The organism is Bacteroides sp. AM44-19 (assembly GCF_003603395.1).
GTDB lineage: Bacteria > Bacteroidota > Bacteroidia > Bacteroidales > Bacteroidaceae > Bacteroides > Bacteroides uniformis.
This window is the reverse complement of record NZ_QTNB01000004.1, coordinates 38,381-62,470: the sequence shown is the minus strand read 5'-3', so window position 1 is coordinate 62,470 and position 24,090 is coordinate 38,381. Positions and strand designations below refer to the sequence as shown.

The 24,090-nt window shown below is 46.9% G+C and carries 15 protein-coding genes; 12 read left to right on the top strand and 3 right to left on the bottom strand.

Going from position 1 to position 24,090, the window contains the following annotated elements; translation table 11 throughout:
* Positions 1-44: 44 nt before the first annotated feature.
* From DW947_RS08365 to DW947_RS08345, 5 genes are all read left to right on the top strand, one after another.
* Entirely contained in the window at positions 45-554 is a 510-nt protein-coding gene (locus tag DW947_RS08365; protein ID WP_117713663.1) for an RNA polymerase sigma factor, read from the top strand.
* Positions 544-1,026: a hypothetical protein gene (locus tag DW947_RS08360; protein ID WP_009037384.1), complete on the top strand. Its 483-nt coding sequence runs from the start codon at positions 544-546 to the stop codon at positions 1,024-1,026. Before DW947_RS08365 ends, DW947_RS08360 begins: the two co-directional genes overlap by 11 nt.
* Before the next feature lie 288 nt (positions 1,027-1,314).
* Positions 1,315-2,985: a LuxR C-terminal-related transcriptional regulator gene (locus tag DW947_RS08355; RefSeq protein WP_009037383.1), complete on the top strand. Its 1,671-nt coding sequence runs from the start codon at positions 1,315-1,317 to the stop codon at positions 2,983-2,985.
* Between the two features lie 154 nt (positions 2,986-3,139).
* On the top strand, positions 3,140-3,544 hold the full coding sequence (locus DW947_RS08350) for a hypothetical protein (RefSeq protein ID WP_005825870.1): 405 nt from the start codon (positions 3,140-3,142) through the stop codon (positions 3,542-3,544).
* 12 nt (positions 3,545-3,556) lie between these two features.
* Positions 3,557-5,893, top strand: a complete 2,337-nt coding sequence (locus DW947_RS08345; protein ID WP_009037382.1) for a carboxypeptidase-like regulatory domain-containing protein — start codon at positions 3,557-3,559, stop codon at positions 5,891-5,893.
* A 148-nt stretch (positions 5,894-6,041) separates the two neighbouring features.
* Here DW947_RS08345 and DW947_RS08340 read toward each other — a convergent pair whose 3' ends face one another.
* Positions 6,042-6,902 (bottom strand): head GIN domain-containing protein, encoded by an 861-nt coding sequence (locus DW947_RS08340; protein WP_009037381.1) that lies wholly within the window; start codon positions 6,900-6,902, stop codon positions 6,042-6,044.
* Positions 6,903-7,189: 287 nt separating this feature from the next.
* Between DW947_RS08340 and DW947_RS08335 the strand changes: the two genes are divergently transcribed.
* Positions 7,190-7,900, top strand: coding sequence for a SprT family zinc-dependent metalloprotease (locus tag DW947_RS08335; protein WP_117963013.1), 711 nt, complete (start codon positions 7,190-7,192; stop codon positions 7,898-7,900).
* 226 nt (positions 7,901-8,126) lie between these two features.
* Here the strand turns inward: DW947_RS08335 and DW947_RS08325 are convergent, their stop codons facing one another.
* Together DW947_RS08325 and DW947_RS08320 are read right to left on the bottom strand one after the other, a co-directional pair.
* Positions 8,127-8,525, bottom strand: coding sequence for a hypothetical protein (locus tag DW947_RS08325; RefSeq protein WP_005825862.1), 399 nt, complete (start codon positions 8,523-8,525; stop codon positions 8,127-8,129).
* A 62-nt stretch (positions 8,526-8,587) separates the two neighbouring features.
* Positions 8,588-12,640: a hybrid sensor histidine kinase/response regulator transcription factor gene (locus tag DW947_RS08320; RefSeq protein ID WP_117963016.1), complete on the bottom strand. Its 4,053-nt coding sequence runs from the start codon at positions 12,638-12,640 to the stop codon at positions 8,588-8,590.
* A 259-nt stretch (positions 12,641-12,899) separates the two neighbouring features.
* On the opposite strand from DW947_RS08320, the gene DW947_RS08315 reads away from it, so the two are divergent.
* The 6 genes from DW947_RS08315 (at position 12,900) to DW947_RS08290 (ending at position 24,067) form a co-directional block, all read left to right on the top strand.
* Positions 12,900-14,555 carry a carboxylesterase/lipase family protein gene (locus DW947_RS08315; protein ID WP_022401837.1) on the top strand — a complete coding sequence of 552 codons (1,656 nt, stop codon included), beginning with the start codon at positions 12,900-12,902 and terminating at the stop codon, positions 14,553-14,555.
* 49 nt (positions 14,556-14,604) lie between these two features.
* Positions 14,605-17,736 (top strand): SusC/RagA family TonB-linked outer membrane protein, encoded by a 3,132-nt coding sequence (locus DW947_RS08310; RefSeq protein WP_005825858.1) that lies wholly within the window; start codon positions 14,605-14,607, stop codon positions 17,734-17,736.
* A gap of 51 nt (positions 17,737-17,787) precedes the next feature.
* Positions 17,788-19,338, top strand: a complete 1,551-nt coding sequence (locus DW947_RS08305) for a RagB/SusD family nutrient uptake outer membrane protein (RefSeq protein ID WP_225982636.1) — start codon at positions 17,788-17,790, stop codon at positions 19,336-19,338.
* Positions 19,339-19,491: 153 nt separating this feature from the next.
* Complete coding sequence (locus DW947_RS08300) at positions 19,492-21,858, top strand: glycoside hydrolase family 3 C-terminal domain-containing protein (RefSeq protein WP_117963018.1); 2,367 nt, start codon at positions 19,492-19,494, stop codon at positions 21,856-21,858.
* An 87-nt stretch (positions 21,859-21,945) separates the two neighbouring features.
* Positions 21,946-22,830 carry an alpha/beta hydrolase gene (locus tag DW947_RS08295; protein WP_035447705.1) on the top strand — a complete coding sequence of 295 codons (885 nt, stop codon included), beginning with the start codon at positions 21,946-21,948 and terminating at the stop codon, positions 22,828-22,830.
* A 31-nt stretch (positions 22,831-22,861) separates the two neighbouring features.
* Positions 22,862-24,067 carry an esterase gene (locus DW947_RS08290; protein ID WP_005825853.1) on the top strand — a complete coding sequence of 402 codons (1,206 nt, stop codon included), beginning with the start codon at positions 22,862-22,864 and terminating at the stop codon, positions 24,065-24,067.
* The last annotated feature ends 23 nt before the right edge of the window (positions 24,068-24,090 follow it).

Sequence of the window (24,090 nt, the reverse complement as noted above, 5' to 3'; positions counted from 1 at the left end):
ATAGGCTGTAACTTTCTGAATACTTAACCGTCAATTTATTAGAGATGCAAGAACTCAGCTTTCGTAATGACATTCTCCCGCTGAAGGATAAGCTCTTTCGGTTAGCCCTGAGAATTACGTTCGATAGGGCAGAGGCAGAGGATGTTGTGCAGGAAACGCTGATAAGGGTTTGGAACAAGCGTGACGAGTGGTCGCAATTCGGTTCTATTGAGGCCTATTGCTTGACTGTGGCAAGAAATCTGGCGATAGACCGTAGCGAGCGAAAAGACTCCCGTACCGTGGAGCTGCTCCCCGAAATGGAGCAGGTCTCCGATGCATCGAGCCCTTACGAAAAGCTGGTGAACAAGGAACGGATGGCGTTGATACACCGGCTGATGAACAGACTTCCCGAAAAGCAGCGGCTGATTATGCAGCTTAGGGATGTGGAAGGTAAAAGCTATAAAGAAATAGCAGCAGTCCTGAACTTGACCGAGGAGCAGGTAAAAGTGAACCTCTTCAGGGCGCGGCAAAAAGTGAAACAAACGTTTATTGATATAGAAGGTTATGGACTCTAAATATATAGAACAACTCTTGGAGCGCTACTGGCAGTGCGAAACTTCTTTGGAAGATGAGGCTGAATTGCGTGCTTTCTTTAGCGGAAGCGATGTGCCCAAGCACTTGCTTCGCTACAAGGATTTGTTCGTATATCAGCAGCTTCAGCAGGAAGTGCATCTGGGTGAGGATTTTGATGCCCGGGTGCTTGCCGAAGTGGAAGTTCCGGTGGTCAAGGCAAAGCGCCTGACACTGGCCGCACGCTTCATGCCGCTGTTCAAAGCCGCCGCAGTAGTGGCAGTGGTTCTTTCGCTGGGAAATGTGATGCAGCATTCATTCTTTTCGGATGTAGAGGAAGTAGCCGCAACCGATACTATCGGTAAACAGATTTCCGCACCGTCGGTAGCTCTTTCGGGAGATGTGCCCGTGTCTCATGAGAAGCAGGTGATGGACAGCCTGCGCCGGGTGAACAAGGAGCTGGAAATCAAGGAATAGATATTTTCATTTGCTTTTAAAATAACATTTTCATTTGCTTTAAACATAATAATAGTTAGTGTGCTTTATTAAAACAACTTGAGGCTGTGAAGTTTCAATTCTCTCAAAATCTTATAAAAACTAACTAAAATAGAAGGGACGCCGCGTGATGCAGCGTCCCTTTGTTGTTCTTGCCTGTGGGTTACAAGGCTTTTTATTTAAGGGAGTTATTATTTACAGTATATATAGTTTGGAGTCTGCCGTTTTTTTTCTCAACTTTACTCACTGCAAATATATACAATGGAGAAGATGAGAAACATACTATACATCTGTATTATGCTTTTAGGCATTATGTGCTTTGTAGGCTGTAATGACTGTCATGGCAACAAAAAACTTTTGGCGCAGACCGACTCTTTGTTGCAGAGCCGTCCGGACAGTGCGCTGAAGTTGCTTAATTCCATAGAAAAGGATGTCGGGTTTTCAGAAGCGGAGTGGATGCAGTTCGTTTGGAACTGTGCGCAGGCCCGCTACCGTATGGGTATGTCATTGGCGGAAGATTCGCTGCTTCCTGAAGCGATACACTACTATCGTGAGCGGAAAGACTCTTCCCGTATGCTTGATGGCTACCTGCTTGAAGCCTCCTATTATAAATGGATGAAGCAGGAGGAACGCATGGATGAAGCGATTGAGAATGGCTTGGACTATGCCATAGCCCGGAAAGACACCTTCTGGCTTCTTCTTTTTTATCGGGGAAAGGCAGAGATAGCTTATCTGAGAAATGACCACTCCCAGGCGATAGAGTTGATGGAAAAGATATTGCAATATGCTGATAAGCTATCTGTCCGGGAACATTGCTCCATACTCTATGACCTGGGACTCAATATGGCGCTTGCCAACCACCCTTCTTCTTCGGATTACCTGGAACAGAGTATTGACATGGCATTGGCGGCAGCCGATACAGCTTCGGCCTGTCACTATCTGAGGAATTATGCCGCTTTTCTTGCCAACAGCCATGAATATACCAAGTCCAATGAACTGCTTCACCGGGTTAGACGGCTGATGCCTATGACCGACAACTATCCCATTCTGCAGGTAATCTTTGCTGAAAACTTCCTGAACCTTCATCAGTTGGATTCTGCCCGTTACTATTGGGAGCAGGCGTGGAACAATGAATTGAAGCAGGAAGAAAAGAGAGCCGAGGGCTTTTCTGTACGCAGTGCGCTGGCACAGTTGAAAACAATTCTGGACTATACTTCCGGGGCACCTTTGGACATTGTCACTTTCGGTAGGTTTGCTGATTCTGTCAGGAATGAGATGAGGGACCAGAATAGCGTGATAGAGCAACAGCTGGTGACCAGGAACAAGCTTCAACAGTTGAACTATGAGTTGATAATCAAACGGCAGAAGACACGGATGTATTCGATGCTGGTTGTTGTTGTGTTTGTCGGGGTACTTGTTTCCCTTACCTTTTATATCCGTAACAGACGGAAGCGCCTTGCCGAAGCCGAGGAACGTATTGATGCACTGACCCGCCTGCTGGAAGATGCCCAGAAGGTATCGGACAATCAGGAAGAGAATAGCGGTGCTTTCTTCAAGAAGCTGCTTCTTCAGCAGCTGGGTATCATACGGCTTGTTGCCAATACGCCTACCTCACAGAACCAGGCGTTGCTGAAACTTATTTCGGGCATCGGCAATAAGGAGATTCCGGTGGAAGGACTTCTTGCCTGGGCAGACCTTTATCCGGTAATTGATAAACTATACGATGGCTTTTATTCCCGCATGATGGAAAAGTTCGGACAGGTATTGTCTGATAAGGAAGTGCAGATATGCTGTCTGCTCTGTGCCGGTTTCTCCACGAAAGAAATCGGTGTGGTCACCCAACAGACAAGTGCAACCATCTACGTGCGTAAGACTTCCATCCGAAAGAAGATAAATGCAGGCGAAAAACAGGATATTGTGGAGTGCATAAGAGGCATTTAGACCGGAAGAGGCCGGATTAAGACTTTTATAATATGTCATTGTTGATAATCAGTGCTTTATGTGCTAAGTATTAAGACTTTTAATAGTGCGATTTAGTAGGAGTTAAGAGACTTCTTGCCTTAACTTTGCATCAAATCAAAAAACAGAAAGTCTTATGAAAAGTACATTCAGAACAATGGCAATCGCAGCGTGTTTCGCACTTGTATCTCTTACTTCATGTTACTTCCCCGGAAGCGACCAGTATAAAATAAAGTCGGCAACTAAGGAATATGTTAAGTCGCAGTTAGGCGAAGGTGAGAAATTCCGTTACGGATACCTGGAGCGTAAATGTGGTCGTAACGTAGACGGCAAATTTTGCAAGTATGCCGAAGTGCACTATGAGGTAATAAGCGCGTCGGGCGAAACTTCAGAGAAAATGCTCTTTCTGCTGATGTCGGAACATTGCGATTCCGTATTGGATATCTCGGAGGAGAGAGACAAGGAGTGGACCAATAAAGAAACTCTTTCGTCAGAAGAGATAAAGGCAATCATCGAGTCAGCTTTAAAAGACAAACTCTAAACACCGGCATTTATGAAAAAGATTCTTGTTATAGCTATCGTATGCCTGTTGGGTAGCTTTGCCGCAGCGGCACAAACAGTGAAAGTAAACGGTACAATTGTAGATGAACAGAACCGTCCGGTGGAATTTGTCAATGTAGCCCTGATTTCCTTGCCCGACTCTTCATTCGTTACGGAAAGCACCACTGATGGCAAAGGTAAATTTGCTTTGAGAGCCACTGCCGGTTCGGATTTCCTGTTAAGACTCTCTTATATCGGTTACGTCGGCGAACAGATTGTCATCAGGACTCCCCAAGGCACTGTGCAGATGGGAGACATTATCTTGAAAGAACAGTCGGTAGCACTGGACGAGGTGGTAATATCGGGCAGCAATATCACGCAGAAGGTAGACCGCATGGTTGTAGTACCCACCGCTACTGCCATGAAGAATTCCTATAATCCCTACGACCTGATGCTGAACCTTGCCATTCCGCACTTGAAGGTGGATGCTCTTGGTAAAGGCCTGGAAGCCAATGGCGGCAGCGTACAGACACGTATCAACGGTATTGTGGCTACCTCCACCGAAGTGGCAGCCCTCCTGCCCAAGGAGATTGTAAGAATAGAATTCATCGAAAATCCGGGAGAGCGCTATGGCGACAGCAGCCTGGGCGCTGTGGTGGACATCATTGTCCGCCGCCGCGAAACGGGTGGACTGGTCAATATACAAGCCACTAATGCTCCCCACATGTTGTTTAGCGAGGACAATGTGGTGGCAAAGTTCAATCATAACAAGTCACAATGGGGATTGTTCTATAACTTGTCTGCCCGTAACTTCAAAAAAACATATACGGATATAGACGAGACATATGTGTTGGAAAATAAGACGATACATCGTGTGCAGGAGGGGCTTCACGACCAAAACAAGCACTTTACCCACAATATCGACCTCTCTTACAATCTGACGGAGCAGGATAAGTACGTATTCAACGTCGTGTTCCGCAACAGTGTCTATGATGCCCCTTGCCTGAACCAGTCGAACAAGTTGTATGATGCTGCGGATGCCGATAACTATATCTTCTCCAGACTGAAGAACAAGCAGTCCAGCTACACTCCTTCGCTCGACCTTTATTACCAGCGTACATTACCGAAGAATCAGATGCTTACGATGAGCGTGACCGGTACGCTGATGCACACCGACAATAATAGGCTCTACCACGAATATACGCCTCAAGCCGAAGACCTGGCGATGATTGAAACAGATGTGACGGGGAATAAGCGTTCCATTATCGGTGAAGCCATCTACGACAAGCGTTTCAAGTTCCTCGTATTCAGCGCCGGATTGCGCCACTACCAGATGTATGCCAGGAACGAGTATGCAGGCTCTTCACCCGTCGTATCGGAAATGAACCAGGCAAAGACAGCGGCGTTTGCCGAGGTGCAGGGTAATATCAGGAAAGTGAGCTATGGTGTGAGTGCCGGACTGACCCGCTCTTATTTCAAGGAAGGAGGGGAGGAACATACCTACTATACCTTTACTCCCACTGTCCGTCTGAACTTCTCTCCGCACAAGAACGGCAACATCAACTATCGGTTCAATGTCGAACCCAAGATTCCTTCGCTCAGTGCATTGACCAATGTGGAGCAGGCGATAGATACCATCCAGATAGTACGCGGTAACCCGGCATTGGAGACTTACAGCGTTTTCAACAATACGTTGAACTATTCCTATATGAAGAAGAAGTTCGTCTTCATGCTGAATGTGACACATGGCTATCACAAGAATATCATCATGGAGAGTGTGTTTGCCGAGGGAGACAAGTTGGTTTCGATGAACGAGAACCAGCGTTCTGCACAGTTTCTGCGCTTTGGCCCTTCTTTCACATTCCGCGGACTGAACATTGGTAGTCTGAAGAATTTCCTGACGCTGAGTATAGATGGTGGATTTACACGTTACTGGTCTAACGGCAATACCTATACCCATACGTATAATGATTTCTATTACAACCTGGGTGCCGTGTTCAATTATAAGCAGTTCTCTCTGTTGGGACAATTCAGTAAAAGGGCGAACGAGCTGATGGGCGAAACGATTTATAAGGGTGAAAACCAGGCTGCTGTTTTAGCCACTTATACCCACAAGCGGCTGCAATTAGGAGCAGGGATGATGTTCCCGTTCACCAACAACTACAAGACGGGCAAGGAACGGGTGAGCAAAGTGGCGCCCTATACCTCGTGGAGTCATGCGAAAGAAATAGGACAGATGGCGGTTATCAAGCTGAGTTATAACTTCGAGTTTGGTAAGCGTTACAAATCATCCGGCAGACGCATCAATAACAGCGACAATGAATCGGGCATTCTGAATATAGATAAATGACAACTGTTCCCGTGCTTCGGAGGTGTGGGGTGATAAAAGAACGAAGGGCTTCCTCGCGGGAGTCCTTCGTTCTTTTTGCAGGTAATTATTTGAGAGAGAATTTAGTTTAGGTTTATAGTCATCAATCTGAGAATCTATGTTTTCTATGTTAGAGTTTATACAGTCCTTTCTTGGGATAGTCCAGTTCCGGATTACCCTTGTAGCCTACACTGCCGCTTCCGCTGGTGCGTACTTTCAGGAAATCTGTGGCATGGCACTTGATGTCGCCTGAACCGGCAACACTGGCAGATGCTTTCTTGGCAACGAAATCGGAAGCAAGCAAATCACCCGAACCTGCCACGCTGTATTCAGCTTCTTGGGTACTGCCGCTCAGGATGGCGGTACCCGAACCGGCAACGGATGCTCTGGTGAAGTTGGCGGTTACGTTATTCAGCTTCATGTCACCTGAACCTGCAACGGATACTTGGAGGTCATTGCAAGTGATGTTGCTGCTATTGATGTCTCCCGAGCCTGCGATGGAAATATCGAGGTCTGTGCAGGAGATGTTGTTTCCACTGATGTCACCCGAACCAGCCACAGAGATTTTGATGTCATCCGTCTTCAGTCCGTTTTTCAGTTCCACGTCTCCCGAACCTGCCACGGCAATGCCGTTCAGCTTTTCTGCGGACACACGTACTTCCAGTTTATTATAGGATACGCTGACGTTCTTCTTGAAGCCGATGTAGAGGGTATTGTCCTTGACACGGATATCCAGTAAGTCTACAATGTTGTCCGAGGTGTATACTTCCACTGTCGGTTTGCCGGACTTCTGCGTGTAGGTCACGTCGGGGCTGCCGGCTACACTCAGCTTGGTGAAGTTGTCCACTTTTATGTCTTTGGTTACATAATTCTTGCTTGCCTTGACCGTCTTGCTGCCGAAGCCTCCGGAACGGTATGTGTGTTGTTGTGAACAAGCGGTTGTACTGAATGCCAATAAGGCGATTGCGATAAATGTTGTTAGAGCTTTCATATTCTTTTGTTTTTTGTGATTCAGTATTTATTAGTTAGACGTGATCTGCCTTGAAAAAGTTGCATATAAAAATGCTTTTTTCAAAGGACGCTCGGTCATCATACTTTAATCAATTATTGTGCCATAAGTGTAAAATGTTGATTATTAAAGGATAGTCGCTTTTGTGTAGTGTTCATTATCGGACACTCCGTCCGCTTTTGTCAGGTATTTGCTTGCGTTTTTGGACGATTCTTTGTTCATTTGCAAAGCCTCTTCCCGCCCCTTTCCTATGGGAGAGGCTTTGATTTATGACAGTAAACCGCATTATAGAAGATAAAGAGCTTGGTCCTTTGTTTGTCCGGGTCAATGCCCGGGCACGGCGCCTCACTTTCCGTACAAAGGAGGACGGAATTTACGTGACTGTGCCTCCCCGGACTTCCCTTGCCGAGATAGAGAATGCCATCGAGCAGCTTCGTCCGCGTCTGAAGGCTGCCATACAGAAGCAGGTCAGAAAGCTGATTGATTTGGATTACCGCATTGATACGGAGTTCTTTAAACTGACATTGGTCAGCGGACAACGGGAACGGTTCTTGTCCCGTTCGGAATTGGAGGAAATGCAGATAATCTGTCCTCCTGATGCCGATTTCTCGGATGAGAAGCTGCAGGCTTGGCTGCGCAATGTAATTGAGGAAGCTTTACGGCGAAATGCGAAAATTGTTCTTCCGCCCCGTCTGTATATGCTTTCCATGCAGCACAACCTTCCTTACAAGAGTGTGAAGATAAATTCCAGCAGCGGGCGTTGGGGAAGCTGTTCGGCACAAGGCAATATCAACCTTTCCTATTATCTGGTACTTCTTCCCAAGCATCTGATAGACTACGTGCTACTGCACGAACTGGCACATACCCGCGAGATGAATCACGGGGAGCGTTTCTGGGATTTGCTCGACCGGATGACTGATGGAAAGGCACAAGCATTGAGAGCGGAGCTTCGGAAATATCAAACGAAAATAAATGGTTAGAGATTAGTATGGACGGTAAGTAGTTCCTTGTTTTACAGACAGTGATACTGCAAAACTACTGCATACCTCTTGCACTGTCACTGCAGTGTCACTGCAGGAGTTGTGTAATGTCTTTGCAGTAGCACTGCAAAAGTTATGTGATGTCTTTGTAGTGGCTGTTGGTAAGCCAGGAAAAAGCTTGTTGACTCCGAAATATGAGAGCAAAATGCTTCACAACTTTTTATCCCTAATTTTTTGCCAGCTGCTTCACCTCTTCCCCTTCCTTCTCGAACCGGTATTCGCCCCCTTTTTCGCTTAGCTCAAATAAGGAAAGCTTTTCAGTTGCATTGTTTACAATCATGAGTGCGTTTTGCTCGGCAAAGCGTTTCACTTCGATGGTGAAAGGTTCTTCTGCAATGGTGCGGTTCACCAGCAGGCTGTCGTTGATGAATATGGAAGTGGAATCTCCGGCAAATCCTTTCGTCAGTGTGATGGTGTATGTCTCGATGAAGTTGCGTTCTCCTTCTTTCCGTTGTTGCAGCCTCATGCTCATGTAGACAAAGATGACAACTACAAAAATCACGGCGAAAGCAAGGATGCCGTTGCCTATCATAAACTGCTTGTTGGTATTCAGTCGGTGTGCCATGGATAAAAAGTTTTTTTAAGAATGGTACAAATGTAATGAATAAATTTGAACCGACTGGTTTTTTACTTGCTGTATTCGCTCGGCGTCGCCCCGAATTGTTTCTTGAAGCTGGTCGAGAAATGGGACAGTGTACTGAATCCCGTCATGTCCGCTATCTCTGAGATGGTATATTTCCCTTCCTTTATCAATTTGGCGGCACGGTTCAGCTTGTAGGTCTTGAAGAATACGCTGGGGTTCTCACCCGTCAGCCCCTTTACCTTGTAATAGAATTTGGTGCGGGAGATTTTCAGCAGCTCGGTCATGCGCGCCACGTCCAGTTCCGGATTGGAGAGTTCGTTTTCCATCAGGTGGTAAAGTTCGGTCATGAAGGTGTTGTCTTGCGGGGAGAGCACGTTCTCCTCAATCTCATCCGTTTGGGTGGAACGGCTCAGGAGACTGCGCACTTTCTCACGGTTCTTCAGCTGGGATTTGATAAGCGCCAGCAGGTAGTTGGGCTCGAAAGGTTTCGTTACGTAGGCATCTGCACCGGTATTCAGACCTTCCACCTGGTTCTCTACAGTAGCTTTGGCTGTTACCAGTATCACGGGGATGTGGCATAGTTGCAAGTCTTCCTTTATCTGTCGGCAGAGGTCGTAACCGTTTCTTCCGGGCATCACTACATCGCTCAGTACGAGGTCGGGAGCTTCTTCGCTCATGGCTTTGAAGGCGCTGTCGGCATCGAAGCGGCAGACAACGTTGTAGACGGGAGAAAGCAGGGCCTTCAGGTAGTGGGCCACTTCCGTATCATCGTCTACCACCAGCAGGGTTTGCTTTTGTTGCCGGATGCTCTCTGTGTTTTCCAGTTGATACTGTTCTTCCGTTTGTATCGGAAACGCCTTGTTCTGTTCTTCTTCGGGGAGGGTACATTCTTCGGGGGTATAGGAGAGGTCATTCACCGGCAGCAGCAGGGTGAAGACGGCTCCGCTTCCTTCGGTACGGTTACCGGCTTTCAGGTAGCCGTGATGCAGCAGCGCCAGGCTGCGGGCGTAGTACAAGCCGATACCGGTTCCCCAGTTATAGGTACCTTTGGATTGATTGTCCAGTTGGTAATAGCGTTCGAATACTTTCTCCAACTGTTCCTCGGGGATTCCGTGGCCACTGTCTGCCACGGCAACTTTGACGTACTGTGTGTCGATGTCTTTGTCCGTCAGCGTAAAGAGGCGTGCAGCCTCTTCGCGGGTAATGACGTCGAAGCACAGTTCCACTTTTCCGCCGTTCGGAGTGAACTTCAAGGCGTTTGAAAGCAGGTTTCCTACAATCTTGTCCAGCTTGTCCACGTCCAGCCACATGAGGAAAGTATCCTCCAGGCCATAAGTGTTCAGTGCGATGCCTTTTTCGTTGGCGTTGATGCGGAAAATGTCTACAAAACGTTGCAGTTGCGAGATGATGTCGGTCCGTTTCACCCGCAGTTTTAGGGTGTCATTCTCCAGCTTGTTGAAGTCCATCAGCTGGTTCACCAGACGGAGCATGCGCCCCACACTGCGTTGTACAATGTAGAGTAGCTGCTTGTTCTCTCCCTCTATCTTGGGGCTTTCGCAAAGTTGTGTCACCGGACCCGAAATCATGGTGAGTGGGGTGCGGAACTCGTGCGAGATGTTGGCAAAGAAACTCATGTTCATACGGTTCACCCGTTGTTCCTGGTCCTTCTCCAGTTTGGCGCGTCGGGCGGTTTCTTTTTCCTGCTTAATGCGTAGCCAGGCACGGATGAAGATACCGATGATGGCGGCGGCAATGAGCAGATAGGTGCACCATGCCCACCACGTTTGCCAAGGGGCGGGCTTTACGATGACGCGTATGGAATTCTCCCTTTCTACAATGCTCTTGTCGTTATTGGTTATTTTAACTTTGAAGGTGTAGGTACCGGCAGGCAGATTGGCATAGTAGGCCTCGCGGTTGTTGCGGGCATCAATCCAATATTTGTCGAAACCGTCCATCTTGTAATAATAATGTACGCGTTCGTATTCGCAGTAGTCCAGTGCGGCAAAGGAGATGCTGAAACCATTCTGATTGTGGTCCAGGCAGATGTCCGGTCGGTAGGAGAGGTGCTTGTCTATACTTTCGCTGTCTTGTGGGCGTGCCAACCGGTTGTGTATCTTCAAATCTTCGAAGAGCAGTGGAATTTCCCGTTTGGTACTTACGTCCATAGGGTTGAAGAAAGTCAGTCCGTGCGTACCGCCAAAAACCAGTGTTCCGTCGGGCAAGCGGCAGGAAGAACGGTCGTAAAACTGATTGCCGCCTATGCCGTCGGCGGCATAGTAGTTGGTAAATTTCCCTACGGTGCGGTCATATTTGCCCAGCCCGTATTGTGTGCCTGCCCATATATTGCCTTGTGCATCTTCCTCAATGCAAGAGATGTCCCGGCAGGGTGTACCCTCTATGGTCTCGATTTTTCCGGTGGCGGCAGAATAGTGCAGTAGTCCGTTGCTGACGGTCCCAATCCATACATCTCCACGACTGTCTTCGAAGATGTCGGTAGGGATGAATACTGAACGTTGGATACAAGCTTGCCAGTCGGTGTTCTCGAATGGTACTTCAGCGCTTTCCCAATTGTCGGGATTGATTTGCATGACTGGGTTCATGAAGGCAGTGGTCCACATCTTTCCGTTGTTGCGTGGAAGGAGTCCGGGTATGAAGGTTCCCGTCCAGGAAAATACTTTTGTTTGGACAAATTCTTTTTCTTTACGCTTTTTGGCATAAAGTTTAGGGCTGTATGTACCCACCCAAATTGTTCCACAACGATCTTGTGCAAACGACAGTGGTAGGAAGATGTCATGAATAGACTCTGTCTTCAGTATGCCGTTTTTATAGCTGCATTTCATCACCTTGCTCGCATAGAGGGCCGCCAGCCAGATGTAGCCCTCGTCATCTACGAATACGCGTGTGATGTCCGGTTTGTCGGTAGCGCTTTTTCCCGGAAGTCTAGCCGAGTCCACTTCTTTCACTTCGTGGCTGTCCATGTTGTAAACGTACAGCCCGTCTATCATGGTGGCCATCCAGAGATTTCGCTCCTTGTCCACTGCCACGGACAGCACTGACTTTCGGTTCAGGTATGAGCTGAGATGATTATTGGTGTTGAAACGTTCTTTATAGTTGTAACGCACGACATAGCCTTGGTCTACAGAGCCTATCCACAGGTTTTTCTGTGAGTCGGTAAACATGGTGCTTATCTTGAAGTGAGGCACTTCGAAGGGAAAACCGTTTTCGCTCTGATGTATCACGTATCCTTCCACGTAGTTGTAGAGAAACATTCCTTGTTGGTCGGTATTCAGCAGCAGGCTGTTGCTGCCGTAAGGGTGGATGTAGTTGACGTTGGCATGCAGCAGCAACGGATGGCTCCGAAGGGCTTGGGGTGTTTCCTTGAATTTGTGCGTATGTGTGTCGAACAATGTTATCTGGCGGTTTCCCGCCAGCCATAGGATTCCGTTGGTGTGCATGAAGAAGTGGGTGGGAAAAATGCCTTGCATTGGAATGGAGTCTTCCAGCGCTAGTGTGGAGGAGTTGTAGCGGCGCAGAGACAGTGGGGTCACTGCCCACAGTTTGTTGCTCTGGTCTATGAAGCAGCGGTTGTTGAAGGTATAGTTTGGGTCAAATATCTTGATGGGTACGTCAAATTTGTGTGTTTGTGGATTATATACGGCAAGGTTGTGCATCATGTTCAGAAAAATCTTTCCGTCTTTGTTCTCGAGTATTTGGATGCCGTTTTTATTGGGGAAGTCCAGTGGGATATTTTGGAAATTATCTTTGTCTGTGTATAGGCTGGTTCCATTTACGGTGACTACCCACAACCGGCCTTGTGAATCACGGAAGAGGTCGTTGATTTGATTATCAGGTATATCCAGCGAGTCATCCGTACAGTAATACTGATGATATTCGTGTACATTATATTTGTTTACCCCTCGTGAAGTTCCTATCCAAATGTGTCCTTGTGCATCTTCGGCAAAGGCGGTGACCTTCTGATTGGAGAGGTCATTGGTGATGACGGGGCTTTCGATGCTGCCTTCCGGTGCGGGCTTTGTGTCCGACGGGTTGCATGCGGTGATTAAACACAATAGAAGTAAGTATTTAATGTATTTCATAATATATAGTGTAGACTAAAAGCATTGGCATGTCATCCATTTGTTTTGTTCAACGAATCTCTGCATTACGATGCGAAAATACTCATAAAAATTGAGAGAGAGACTGCCGGAGAGCATGTTTTGAACAAATCTGCAAACATTTGAACATTGGAGAAAGCTGTTTTGAACATCGGGGAAAGCCGTTTGGATAACGTAGAAAATCCTTCTGGGGAGAATGTGCTAATATTGCAATCATAAAAACATAAAACTAATACATAATATGAAAAAGCAATTCTTGTCAGTGTTAGCATTCTCCGCCATCCTACTTTCCTCGTGCGGAGGGACAGCTAAAATAGAGAAAGCATCTGCTTGTGGGCAGAAGGGGGAGATAACGGCTTCCTCTACGGTTGCTGTTGCCGAAACCGAATCGGGCAAAGTAGCCGGATATGTGGAGAACGGTATCTATATATATAAAGGTATCCCGTATGCCAAAGCCGAACGTTTTATGCCGCCTGTAGCAGTTGACAAATGGGAAGGTGTCCGTAGCAGTCGTGCCTACGGCCCTACTTGTCCGCAAGGCAAGCGTATGGGATGGTACAGCGACGAGCAGGCGTTTGCCTTCAACTGGGATGACGGTTATCCCGATGAGAACTGTTTGCGAGTGAATATCTGGACTCCGGGACTGAAAGACGGGAAGAAACGCCCCGTCATGGTGTGGCTGCATGGTGGAGGTTATTCCGCCGGCAGTGGTCAGGAGCTTCCCTCGTATGACGGAACAAATCTGGCAAAGAAAGGGGATGCAGTGGTTGTGACGCTGAATCATCGTCTCAACGTCCTGGGTTTTCTCGACCTTTCCGCCTATGGCGATAAATATGCAAAATCGGGCAATGCCGGACTGCTTGATCTGGTGGCGGCACTGCAATGGGTGAATAAGAATATAGAATCCTTCGGTGGAGATGCTCGGAATGTTACCATTTTCGGTCAATCCGGTGGAGGAGGCAAGGTCTCTACGCTACTTGCCACGCCATCGGCGAGAGGCTTGTTCCATAAAGCCATTGTACAAAGCGGATCTATGCTTCGCACGATGGAGCAAAAGTATTCTCGTCGCATTGGCAGTGCCGTGATGGAAGAACTTGGTCTGAAGGCTTCGCAGATAGACGAACTCTGCAAGATGCCGTATGACAAGGTGCTTGCCGCCGGTGACAAGGCGATAGCCAAAGTGCGTGCAGAGGCAGAGAAGGAGGGGGTGTCTTCCTTCATTTTTGGCTGGGCGCCTACGGTGGACGGCGATGTACTGCCCGTACAGCCTTTCGACCCTCAAGCTCCAGCACAAAGCAAGGGCATTCCGGTAATGATTGGCACTACTCTGCACGAATTTACCATGAGTACTTATGTCCCCGCTTTTCGTACCATTACCAAAGAAAAAGCGGTGGAATTCCTGCAAAAGAAATACGGCGAACGTACGGACGAGTTCCTTACCGCTTTCGAGAAAGCCTACCCCGGCTATCAGCCTAAAGATTTGGTGGATGTGGACTTCGTGTTCCGTCCCGGTGCTGTGGAGCAGGCTAAACTGAAAGCTGCGCAGCAGGGTGCTCCGGTCTATATGTACATGTTCGCGTGGGAATCGCCCGTACTTGACGGCATGTTTCGCAGCACGCACTGCATGGACATTCCCTTTGCCTTCAACAATGTAGTGCGCCACGCTTCCATGACCGGGGGTGGCGCTGAAGCACAAGCTTTGGGCGAAAAGATGAGCAGCGCGTGGTTGAACTTTGCCCGTACGGGCAATCCCAATGCCGAAGGGTTACCCGAGTGGGAACCTTATACCGCAGAAAAGGGAGCAACGATGATTTTCAATAACGATTGCCAAGTGAAGTATAACCATGACAAGGAACTGCTGGAGGTAGTGATGGCATTTCCTACACGTGGGTTCTGACACTTTCTTAAGAAACCTTTTATTATTAACATAAATCTAATTTAATCAAATGAAACAAAATCTGAAGCAAACAGCTCGGAAGAGACTTGCAGCTATGGCACTCTTCCTATTGATCTGTCTTCCTTTCAGTCTGGCACAAGCCCAGACTATAAAGGTGAACGGTAGGGTTACTGACGACCTGAATGAACCGATGATTGGCGTGAGTATCTTTGAGAAAGGCACTACCAACGGTGTCATTACGGATATGGACGGCAACTACTCTTTGTCTGTGAAAGAAGGAGCGACGATTGTCTATTCCTACATCGGCTACCTGACACAAGAAAAGAAAGCAGTGGCAGGAGTAATGAATGTGATATTGAAAGAAGACACTAAAACGCTGGATGAAGTGGTGGTGGTAGGTTATGGCGTGCAGAAGAAAAGTTCACTGACCGGTGCCGTATCTTCGGTAAAATCAGAAGATATGGAAGCACGTACCATTACCCGTGCTGAGCAGGCATTGCAGGGTAAAACTGCTGGTGTGCAAGTGCTCAGTGCATCTGCTAAACCGGGTGCTTCTCCACAGGTGCGTATCCGTGGAATAAGTTCTAACGGCTCTTGCGATCCGCTGTATGTAGTGGATGGACGTATTGCCAGCGATATTGGTGGTATTGACCCTAATGACATTGAGTCTATGGAAGTTTTGAAGGATGGTGCTTCTGCAGCTATCTATGGCGCTGCTGCCGGTAACGGTGTAGTATTGATTACTACAAAGAAAGGAAAAGGAAACGGTAAAATCACATACGATTTTCAATATACTTCACAGAGTTTGGGTAAAGTACCCGAAGTAATGAATGCTGCGCAGTATAAGGAATTCTTCTTGGAAAACAAGAAGCTTACCCAGAGTGCTTTTGATACCTATTGGGATGGAAAAACCGATACGGATTGGGTCGATGAGGCTTTTGAAAACAGTTCGATGGTACGTCATAATGTGACTTTCCAAGGTGGTAGCGACAGAGGTTCTTTCTATCTGTCATTGTCCCACCTTGATAACGACGGTATGATTGTCGGCAATGCCGATACTTATGAACGACTCACGGGAATGGTAAATGCCAGCTGGAAAATCAAACCTTGGCTGGAGGTAGGTACCAATAATCAGATTGAGCACTACAAAACTCAGTCCGTAGCCGAGGGCAATGAGTATGGTAGCATGATGCTTTCTGTATTACAATTAGACCCTCTGACCAAGCCTCTTTATCCTATTGATGACTTGCCGTTGAATATGGCTACCATCTATAAGGATCATAAGAATATGTTGGGCGATGGAAACGGCAACCTTTATGGTGTATCAGCTTTCACTGGCAATGCCGAAGCTATCAATCCTTTTGCCATGCGTGACAACTCTTATACCAAGAACAGAGGCTTTAATATCAATGGTTCTACTTATTTGAATTTTATGCCTATCAAGGGGCTTACCGTTACTTCTCGTCTTTCTTATCGTTTGGCTTCAACTTCCTCTTATGGCGTGGGGCAATCTTATTACTATACTGACAAGGCTAAACGTGATTGGGTGGAGGTTTCGGCTTCGGATTATAGCCCAACCTATTATCAGTGGGAGAACTTTTTGAACTACACCCGTTCTTTTGGCAAACACAACGCAACATTGATGTTGGGAACTTCTTATAGTCAGAGCCGTTCTTATGGCGTTAGCGGAAGTAAGAAGGGATATAATGAAGATACTACAGATATGTGGGGAAATGTGATTAACAGAGTTTCGCATTTGGGTTTCTTGCAGAATGATCCTAATTTCTTCTACTTTGCCTATGCTACATCTGATGCTGTAAAGGATGTAAGTGGTGGTGAGCCTACCTATACTCGTAAATTATCTTACTTCGGACGTTTGAATTATGACTATGCCGGAAAGTACATGGCTCAGTTCTCACTGCGTGCCGATGCTGCTGACCTCTCTGTGTTGCCAAAGAACAAACGTTGGGGCTATTTCCCGGCAGTTTCTTTGGGTTGGGTTCTTTCGGAGGAAAATTTTATGAAAGGAACTGAAGACTGGCTGTCACAATTAAAGCTCCGTGCCAGTTGGGGACAGAATGGTTCTACTGCATCATTGGGCGGTTATAAATGGAATGTATCAATTGGTGCTACCGGGCATTTGGCTGTAGGTGATAATAATAATTTCTCTTACATCAATGGTTATGCTCCCTCTGCTACCGGTAATGACGGACTTAAATGGGAAACTTCTGAACAAACCAATATAGGTATTGATGCCCGTTTCTTGAATAGCCGTTTGACTGTTACAGCCGATTATTTCCATAAAAAGACAAAAGACCTGATTGTTTCGGGCATTAAGGCTTCAACTGTAGTAGGTAACAGTTTCTCGCCAGTTAATGCCGGTAATATTACGAACAAGGGGTTTGAATTGGAACTGGGATGGCAAGATCGTATTGGTGACTTTGCTTATGGTGTCCGTGCCAACGTTGCTACATTGAAGAATAAAGTGACCAAGATGCATGAGTCTTTATCAAGTATTGATGGGGCTACTTATGTGACTTATGGAGCCATTACCCGTTTTGAGGTAGGTAAGCCCGCGTGGTATTTTTATGGTTATGATTTCATGGGTGTGGATTCAAAAACCGGTGAGCCAATCTTTAGAGATATTGATGGTGTAGAAGGTATTACGGATAATGATAAGACAGAAATTGGTAAGGGAATTGCCGACTATACTTATGGTATTACCTTGAATGCAGCTTGGAAGGGATTTGATTTTATCTTGTTTGGTACGGGTTCTCAAGGTAACGATGTGTTCTGTGGCTTGAACCGTGTGGATTACAATTTGAATCAGCTGACTTATTTTACAAAAAACCGTTGGACAGAAAGCAATCGCAATGGGAAGACTCCTGCATCAGGCGCTACAGATTATACCAAGTATCTGACTTCTTCCGGTTGTGTATTTGACGGTTCTTATTTTAAAATTAAACAGATTCAGTTAGGTTATTCTTTCCCGAAGCAACTGATTAAGAAGGTAGCAATTGAAAATCTACGTATATATGGCTCACTTGAGGACTTCTTTACTTTTACAGACTATCCTGGTTTTGACCCTGAAGTTACCGGTGTCGGAAATTCATTAGGTGTGGATAAAGGTAGTTATCCTAATTCAAAGAAGGTTGTTCTTGGTTTGAGTGTGACATTCTGATTTTTATGAACTTATTAAAATGAAAAACATATGAAATTAAGATATTCTTTAATGCTCGGAGCGCTCCTTATATTGGCTGGCACTTCGTGTGAAGACAAATTGGATATACCTCAAAAAGGTGTATTGGACTTTTCCACTTATTATAAAACTGACGAACAAGCTCAAGCAGCAGCTGATGCGCTTTATATACAACTCAAGGGTACATACTATAACTATACGATGATGAAGAATGCCCTTTCGGACGATGTTTGGGCAGGTGGTGGTGGTCGTAATGACAATGCAGAGCTGGAAGGCTGTAATGAATATTCATTTGGCTCAGACCAAAGTTTTATCGGAGGCGTATGGGAAAGCTACTATCAGCTTATTTATAAGGCGAATGTGATTCTGGGACGTGTTGAGCCTGATACTGATTTGAAGAAGAAGGCTTGTGCTGAAGCCAAGTTTTTCCGTGCTTTTGCTTATTTTGATTTAGTTTCTATGTGGGGTGATGTACCATTGGTAGACCATGAGCTTGATAAATCCGAATATCAGTTGGCTCGTTCGCCTAAGGCTGATATTTGGGCGTTGATAGAGCAGGACCTGACTGAAGCTATCAACTCAGGACTCTTGGAGGAAAAGAAGAGTGTAGATGATAAAACGACATGGCGTGTTACCAAGCAGTTGGCACAAGCTATATTGGGTAAAGCTTATTTATGGCAAGAAAAATTCCATGAAGCTGCTGTTGTCTTGAATGAAGTTAGAGCTAGCGGTAAGTATAAACTTTATGATGGAAATTATGAGGATATCTTGACCTACAAGGCTGAGTATAATTGTGAAAGTATGCTCGAAAGTAACCGTATTTTTGATGCAAGTAATTCCATGGATGAGTTCAGTTTCTTTGAGGTGATGAATCATTGGCGCACTGATAAGTTGGATATGTCTGGCTCTAACAATCAGTTTAATGGTACCGGATGGGGATTTATGGTTCCTCAGAAAAAGTTGTATGATGCATTTGTTCAGGAAGAGGGTGTAGATGGTTATCGGTTGAATCAGACAATGAAAACCTATGACCAAATTTCTCAATTGGGTGTCAAGGTTGCCAAAGGGCAGAGTTTGATTAATGAAGGTTATTTCATGTGGAAGCGTCGCTTCTCGAATGTAGAATCTCCTGCTGGGTTCTGGTGTTCATATAATAACTATCGTTGGATGCGTTATGCTGAAGTCTTGTTACTGGCAGCTGAAGCAAACCTGAAGGATGGCAATCAATCCGAAGCTGATGCTTGCTTGAATGAGGTGCGTCAGCGTGCAAGATTGGATGCAAAGACGGCTACCTTGGATGCCATTAAATTGGAAAAGAGACTGGAACTCTGTTCTGAATATACCCGTTATCAGGATATTATCCGTTGGAAAGATGCGGAGGCTTTGCTTAAGGATCAGGGTGAAAGAACACCTATCTTGTCAAATAAGGCAGGAAAAGATGAGCCGGATAATGTAGCGGTAGAATACATTCAGTATAACAAGGATAAAACGCGTTATGGTTTCAAGGAAAGACATTATTTGTTGCCTATTCCGGCAAAGGAAATCCGCTTGAATCCGAATATGGAACAAAATGCAGGTTGGTAAAGCGCATAAAGAATCAAAATCTAACTTCGTCATCTGATGCAGATAGACAAAATTAGATTTTTCTAACTGATTAATTGTTTGTAGAAGAAGTCCCCCGTGGAAATCATCTAATTGTACGGGGGCTTCTTTTGTGGCTTTTTAAATATAATATATATGAGAAGATTGTCAATTACTTTATTTTCACTCTGTCTGGCATCTGCCTTGACTGCACAGACGACCGGTTCGAATCAGTCAGTCAGACTGCGTGCCGATAATATCGACGAAGTAGTCAGTGCCATGACCTTCGAAGAGAAGGTACACCTCGTCATCGGTTGTGGGATGTCGATGGGAAGTGATACCAAGTTTCCCGGAACAGCGGGACGTACTTACGACATTCCCCGACTGGGTATCCCTTCCGCCTATCTTGCCGACGGACCGCACCGGTTGGCGATGGCTGCCAAGCGGGAATTCGACAGCCGTACTTATCATGCTACGGAATTTCCTTCCAGCACCACGGTGGCAGCAACTTTCAATCCGGATGCAGCCCACAAGGTGGGACGTACTTTGGGTACGGAGGTGAAGGATTATGGTTTGGATGTGTTGCTGGCACCGGGTGTCAACCTGATGCGAAATGTGCTCTGCGGACGTAACCATGAATATTATTCGGAAGATCCGGTGCTGACCGGCAAAATGGCTGCTGCTTATATCAACGGAATCCAGAGCCGGGGGACAGGTACCTGCCTGAAACACTTTGCCGTAAACAACCAGGAGACCAACCGCAATAACAACGACTCTCGCCTGACACAACGCCCCTTGCGCGAGCTGTATTTGAAGTGCTTTGAGATTGCTGTCAAAGAGTCTCAGCCCTGGAGCGTGATGACCGCCTACAATAAGGTGAACGGCAAATATACCTGCGAGGACCGTGAACTGACAGAAGACATCCTCCGCGACGAATGGGGATTCAAGGGACTGGTGATGTCCGACTGGAATGCCGGAAAAGATGCCGTGACCTCCATCGTAGCAGGAAACGATATGCTTCAACCGGGGCAGGACCGCCAGTATAAAGCTATTTTGAAAGCCGTAGAGAGTGGTACACTGGATTTGGCACTCCTCGACCGCAGCGTGAAGCGTGTGCTGGAGTTTGTGGTCAAGAGCCATACCTTTGCCGGCTACGAGTATCCCAATAAAACCGACTTGGAGGCTCATGCGCAAGTAGACCGTGAGATAGGTGCGGAAGGTATCGTGCTGCTGGATAACAAGCAGGCGCTACCCATGGCTGCCGGCATCAAAAAAGTGGCCCTTTATGGAACTACTTCCTATGACATGGTTCCTGCCGGCATGGGCTTTGGCAGTACGGGCATCGGTTATTACACGGTTTCTATGGTAGAAGGTTTGCGCAATGCGGGCTACACCGTGGACAAAGAATTGCTGAACCGCTACAAGAAGCATATGGCCGACGAGCAGAAACGGCTTTTTCCTCACGGAAAACCACCTTTCGCCTTTACTCCGCTGCCCCGTGCCGAGGAGTTCCTGCCCACTGCCGAGGAACTGGCTGCACAAGTGAAAGCCAACGACATTGCCGTGCTTACGCTGGGGCGTGTCAGTGGCGAGGGCTGTGACCGCCGTGTGGAAGATTTCCTTCTGAAGGAGAACGAATTGGCTCTGATTAAGCAGGTGTCTGCCGCTTATCATGCTGCAGGCAAGAAACTGGTGGTGGTTCTCAACATCTGCAGCCCGGTGGAAACTGCTTCTTGGAAGGGACTGGCAGATGCAGTGGTTTGTGCCTTCCAGCCGGGACAAGAGGTGGGCAATTGTATCACGGATATCCTGACCGGAGAGGTGAATCCTTCGGGCAAGTTACCCATGACGTTTGCCGTGAAATATGGCGATGCGCCGTCGGATGCTAACTTCCCTTTTGATTACGAGTTCAAGATGCCGTCGTTTGCTATGGGTACCGGCATGAACTTCAAGTCCGAAAAGAAAGAGGAGAAACCGAAGGAACCGGAGAAAAATGTGGATTTCACCAACTATGAAGAGGGAATCTATGTGGGTTATCGCTATTTCGACACTTTCGGTAAAGAGGTTTCCTATCCGTTCGGTCATGGTTTGAGCTATACTGCTTTTGACTATGCGGTAGAGAACGCCAAAATGGATGCCGACCGCTGTGAGTTGAAAGTGAGCGTGAAGAACATCGGCAAGGTGGCAGGGCGTGAAGCTGTACAACTCTATGTGAAAGCTCCGAATGGGGGACTTGACAAGCCTGCCAAGGAGTTGAAGGCCTTCGGCAAAACTGCCTTGCTCCAGCCGGGCGAGAGCCAGACACTGATTCTGACTTGGAACGTGATGGACATGGCTTCCTTTAATGAGAAAAACAGCTCTTGGGAGTTGGCTAAGGGTGAATATCAGTGGATGGTTGCCGCATCTTCGGCCGATGTGCGTTGCACAGCGGTACAGAGGGTGACAAAGGCACGCAAGCAGAAAGTGCATGATGCCATGCGGGCGCAAGTGCCTGTGGCTGTGTATCCGATGGTGAAGAGATGAGGGGGATATGCGTGAAAAAACTGATATATATCAATTAGTTTTAGAATGGAAAACGCTTATTTTGTAGTACATTTTTAAATCGATACCATGAAAAGATTGATACTCTCTCTCTTAGCCGTCTGCTTGCTGTGGATGGCAAATGCACAAAATCCTGCATGGGGACCGCAAAGCAAGGTAGTGACCGACAGCATCTACAGCCAGGTATTGAAAGCACACCGTGCCTACACCATCTATCTGCCGCAAAGCTATAGCAATGAAACGGATAGGAAATATCCTATCCTCTATTTGTTGCACGGCATGTCGGGGGTGAATACCAGTTGGTTTACAGACCAACGTGTGAAGGACGTGATGGACCAGTTGGTGGCATCGGGCGAGGCTTGCGAGATGATTATCGTCAGCCCCAATGCAGGAGGCAATCCGGCTACTTGCTGGAACGGCTACTTCAACATGCCGGGCTGGGCTTACGAAGATTTCTTCTATAAGGAGTTCCTTCCTTATATAGAGAAGACTTACCGGGTGAAAGGTGATAAGCGGCATCGTGCCATTGCCGGACTTTCTATGGGCGGAGGTGGAACGACGAGCTATGCACAACGCTATCCGGATATGTATTGTGCTGCCTATGCCATGAGTGCTTTGATGAACATCCCCGTCAGTGGTGAGGAGGTGGGAAAAGATCCCGACCCCACAAACAAGATGGCTGTGCTGACGCGTTCTGTGCAGGAACATAGTTGCATCAGGTATGTGGTTGAGGCAGATGATGCGCGTAAGGCACAGCTTCGTACAGTACAGTGGTTTGTGGATTGCGGAGATGATGACTTTCTGCTGGACCGTAATATAGAGTTTTTCCAAGCGATGCGTAATGCCGGTATCCCTTGCCAGTTCCGTGTGCGGGATGGCGGACATACCAGCGAATATTGGCATTCGGCACTTTATATGTGCCTGCCTTTTGTAAGTCGCAGCTTTGCTAAATAACAAAAAGCTAATTCATTTAATATAAGAAATTATGAAAAGATTATTAAGTTCGGCAGCGATGCTGCTGGTCTGCTGTGTCACCCTTTTTGCACAGCAAGCTCTTTGGGGAGGTGCGGCGGTTGTCTCTCCTGATATTCATGATGACAACACGGTTACTTTTCGCTTGAAAGCTCCTAAGGCTGTAAGGGTGCAGATTACTGGTGATTTTCTGCCTCCACAAACTATTAAGACTCCTCGTGGCGATTATGATGCACCGGGCATTGCCGATTTGACAGAGGGGAAGGATGGCGTTTGGGAATTTACTACTCCCGAACCATTGAAGCCGGAACTTTATGGATACTCCTTTATTGTGGATGGATTGAGAATGATGGACCCGAGCAATGTTTACATGATTCGGGATGTGGCTACCGTGACCAATGTATTTATCATCGGTGGTGACCGTGCCGATTTGTATAAAGTGAATAAGGTACCCCATGGAACGGTAAGTCGCATGTGGTACAATAGTCCTTCGCTGGGAATGGACCGCCGTCTGACGATTTACACTCCGGCTGGTTATGAAACCAGCGGCAAGCGTTATCCGGTATTTTATCTGCTTCATGGTGCAGGTGGTGATGAGGAAGCTTGGATTGCTCTTGGCCGTACTTCGCAGATATTGGATAATCTCATTGCACAAGGCAAGGCTAAACCTATGATTGTGGTGATGACTAACGGCAATGCTTGGCAAGATGCTGCTGCAGGTGAATCTCCCAAGGGTTTTGTTGCCCCCTCCATGCGTCCCGACGAAAGAGCGAAGGTGGCGGAAGGTGCTTTTGAACTCTCGTTTCCCGAAATTGTGAAGTTCGTGGAGAAGAATTTCCGCACTCTTGCCAATAAGAAGAACCGTGCTATTGCCGGGCTTTCTATGGGTAGTTTCCACTCTTGCAATATTTCCAAGTATTACCCGGACATGTTCGACTATGTAGGTCTTTTCTCCGGTGCAAGTACCGGAAACGATAAATCGACTTGTCCGGTCTATACCGACTTCGAAGGTAAGCTGAAGACTCAGTTTGCCAAGAAACCGGCTCTTTACTTCATCGCATGCGGCAAGACGGACTTTGTTTATAAAGGTGTGGCCGACTTTCGCAAGTTGCTTGACGACAATGGTTATAAGTACGAGTATCTTGAAACGGGCGAGGGACATATCTGGAGGAACTGGCGAATCTATCTGACGGAGTTCGCGCCGAAGTTGTTCAAATAAGAGGATTTGGTATAACTAATTTA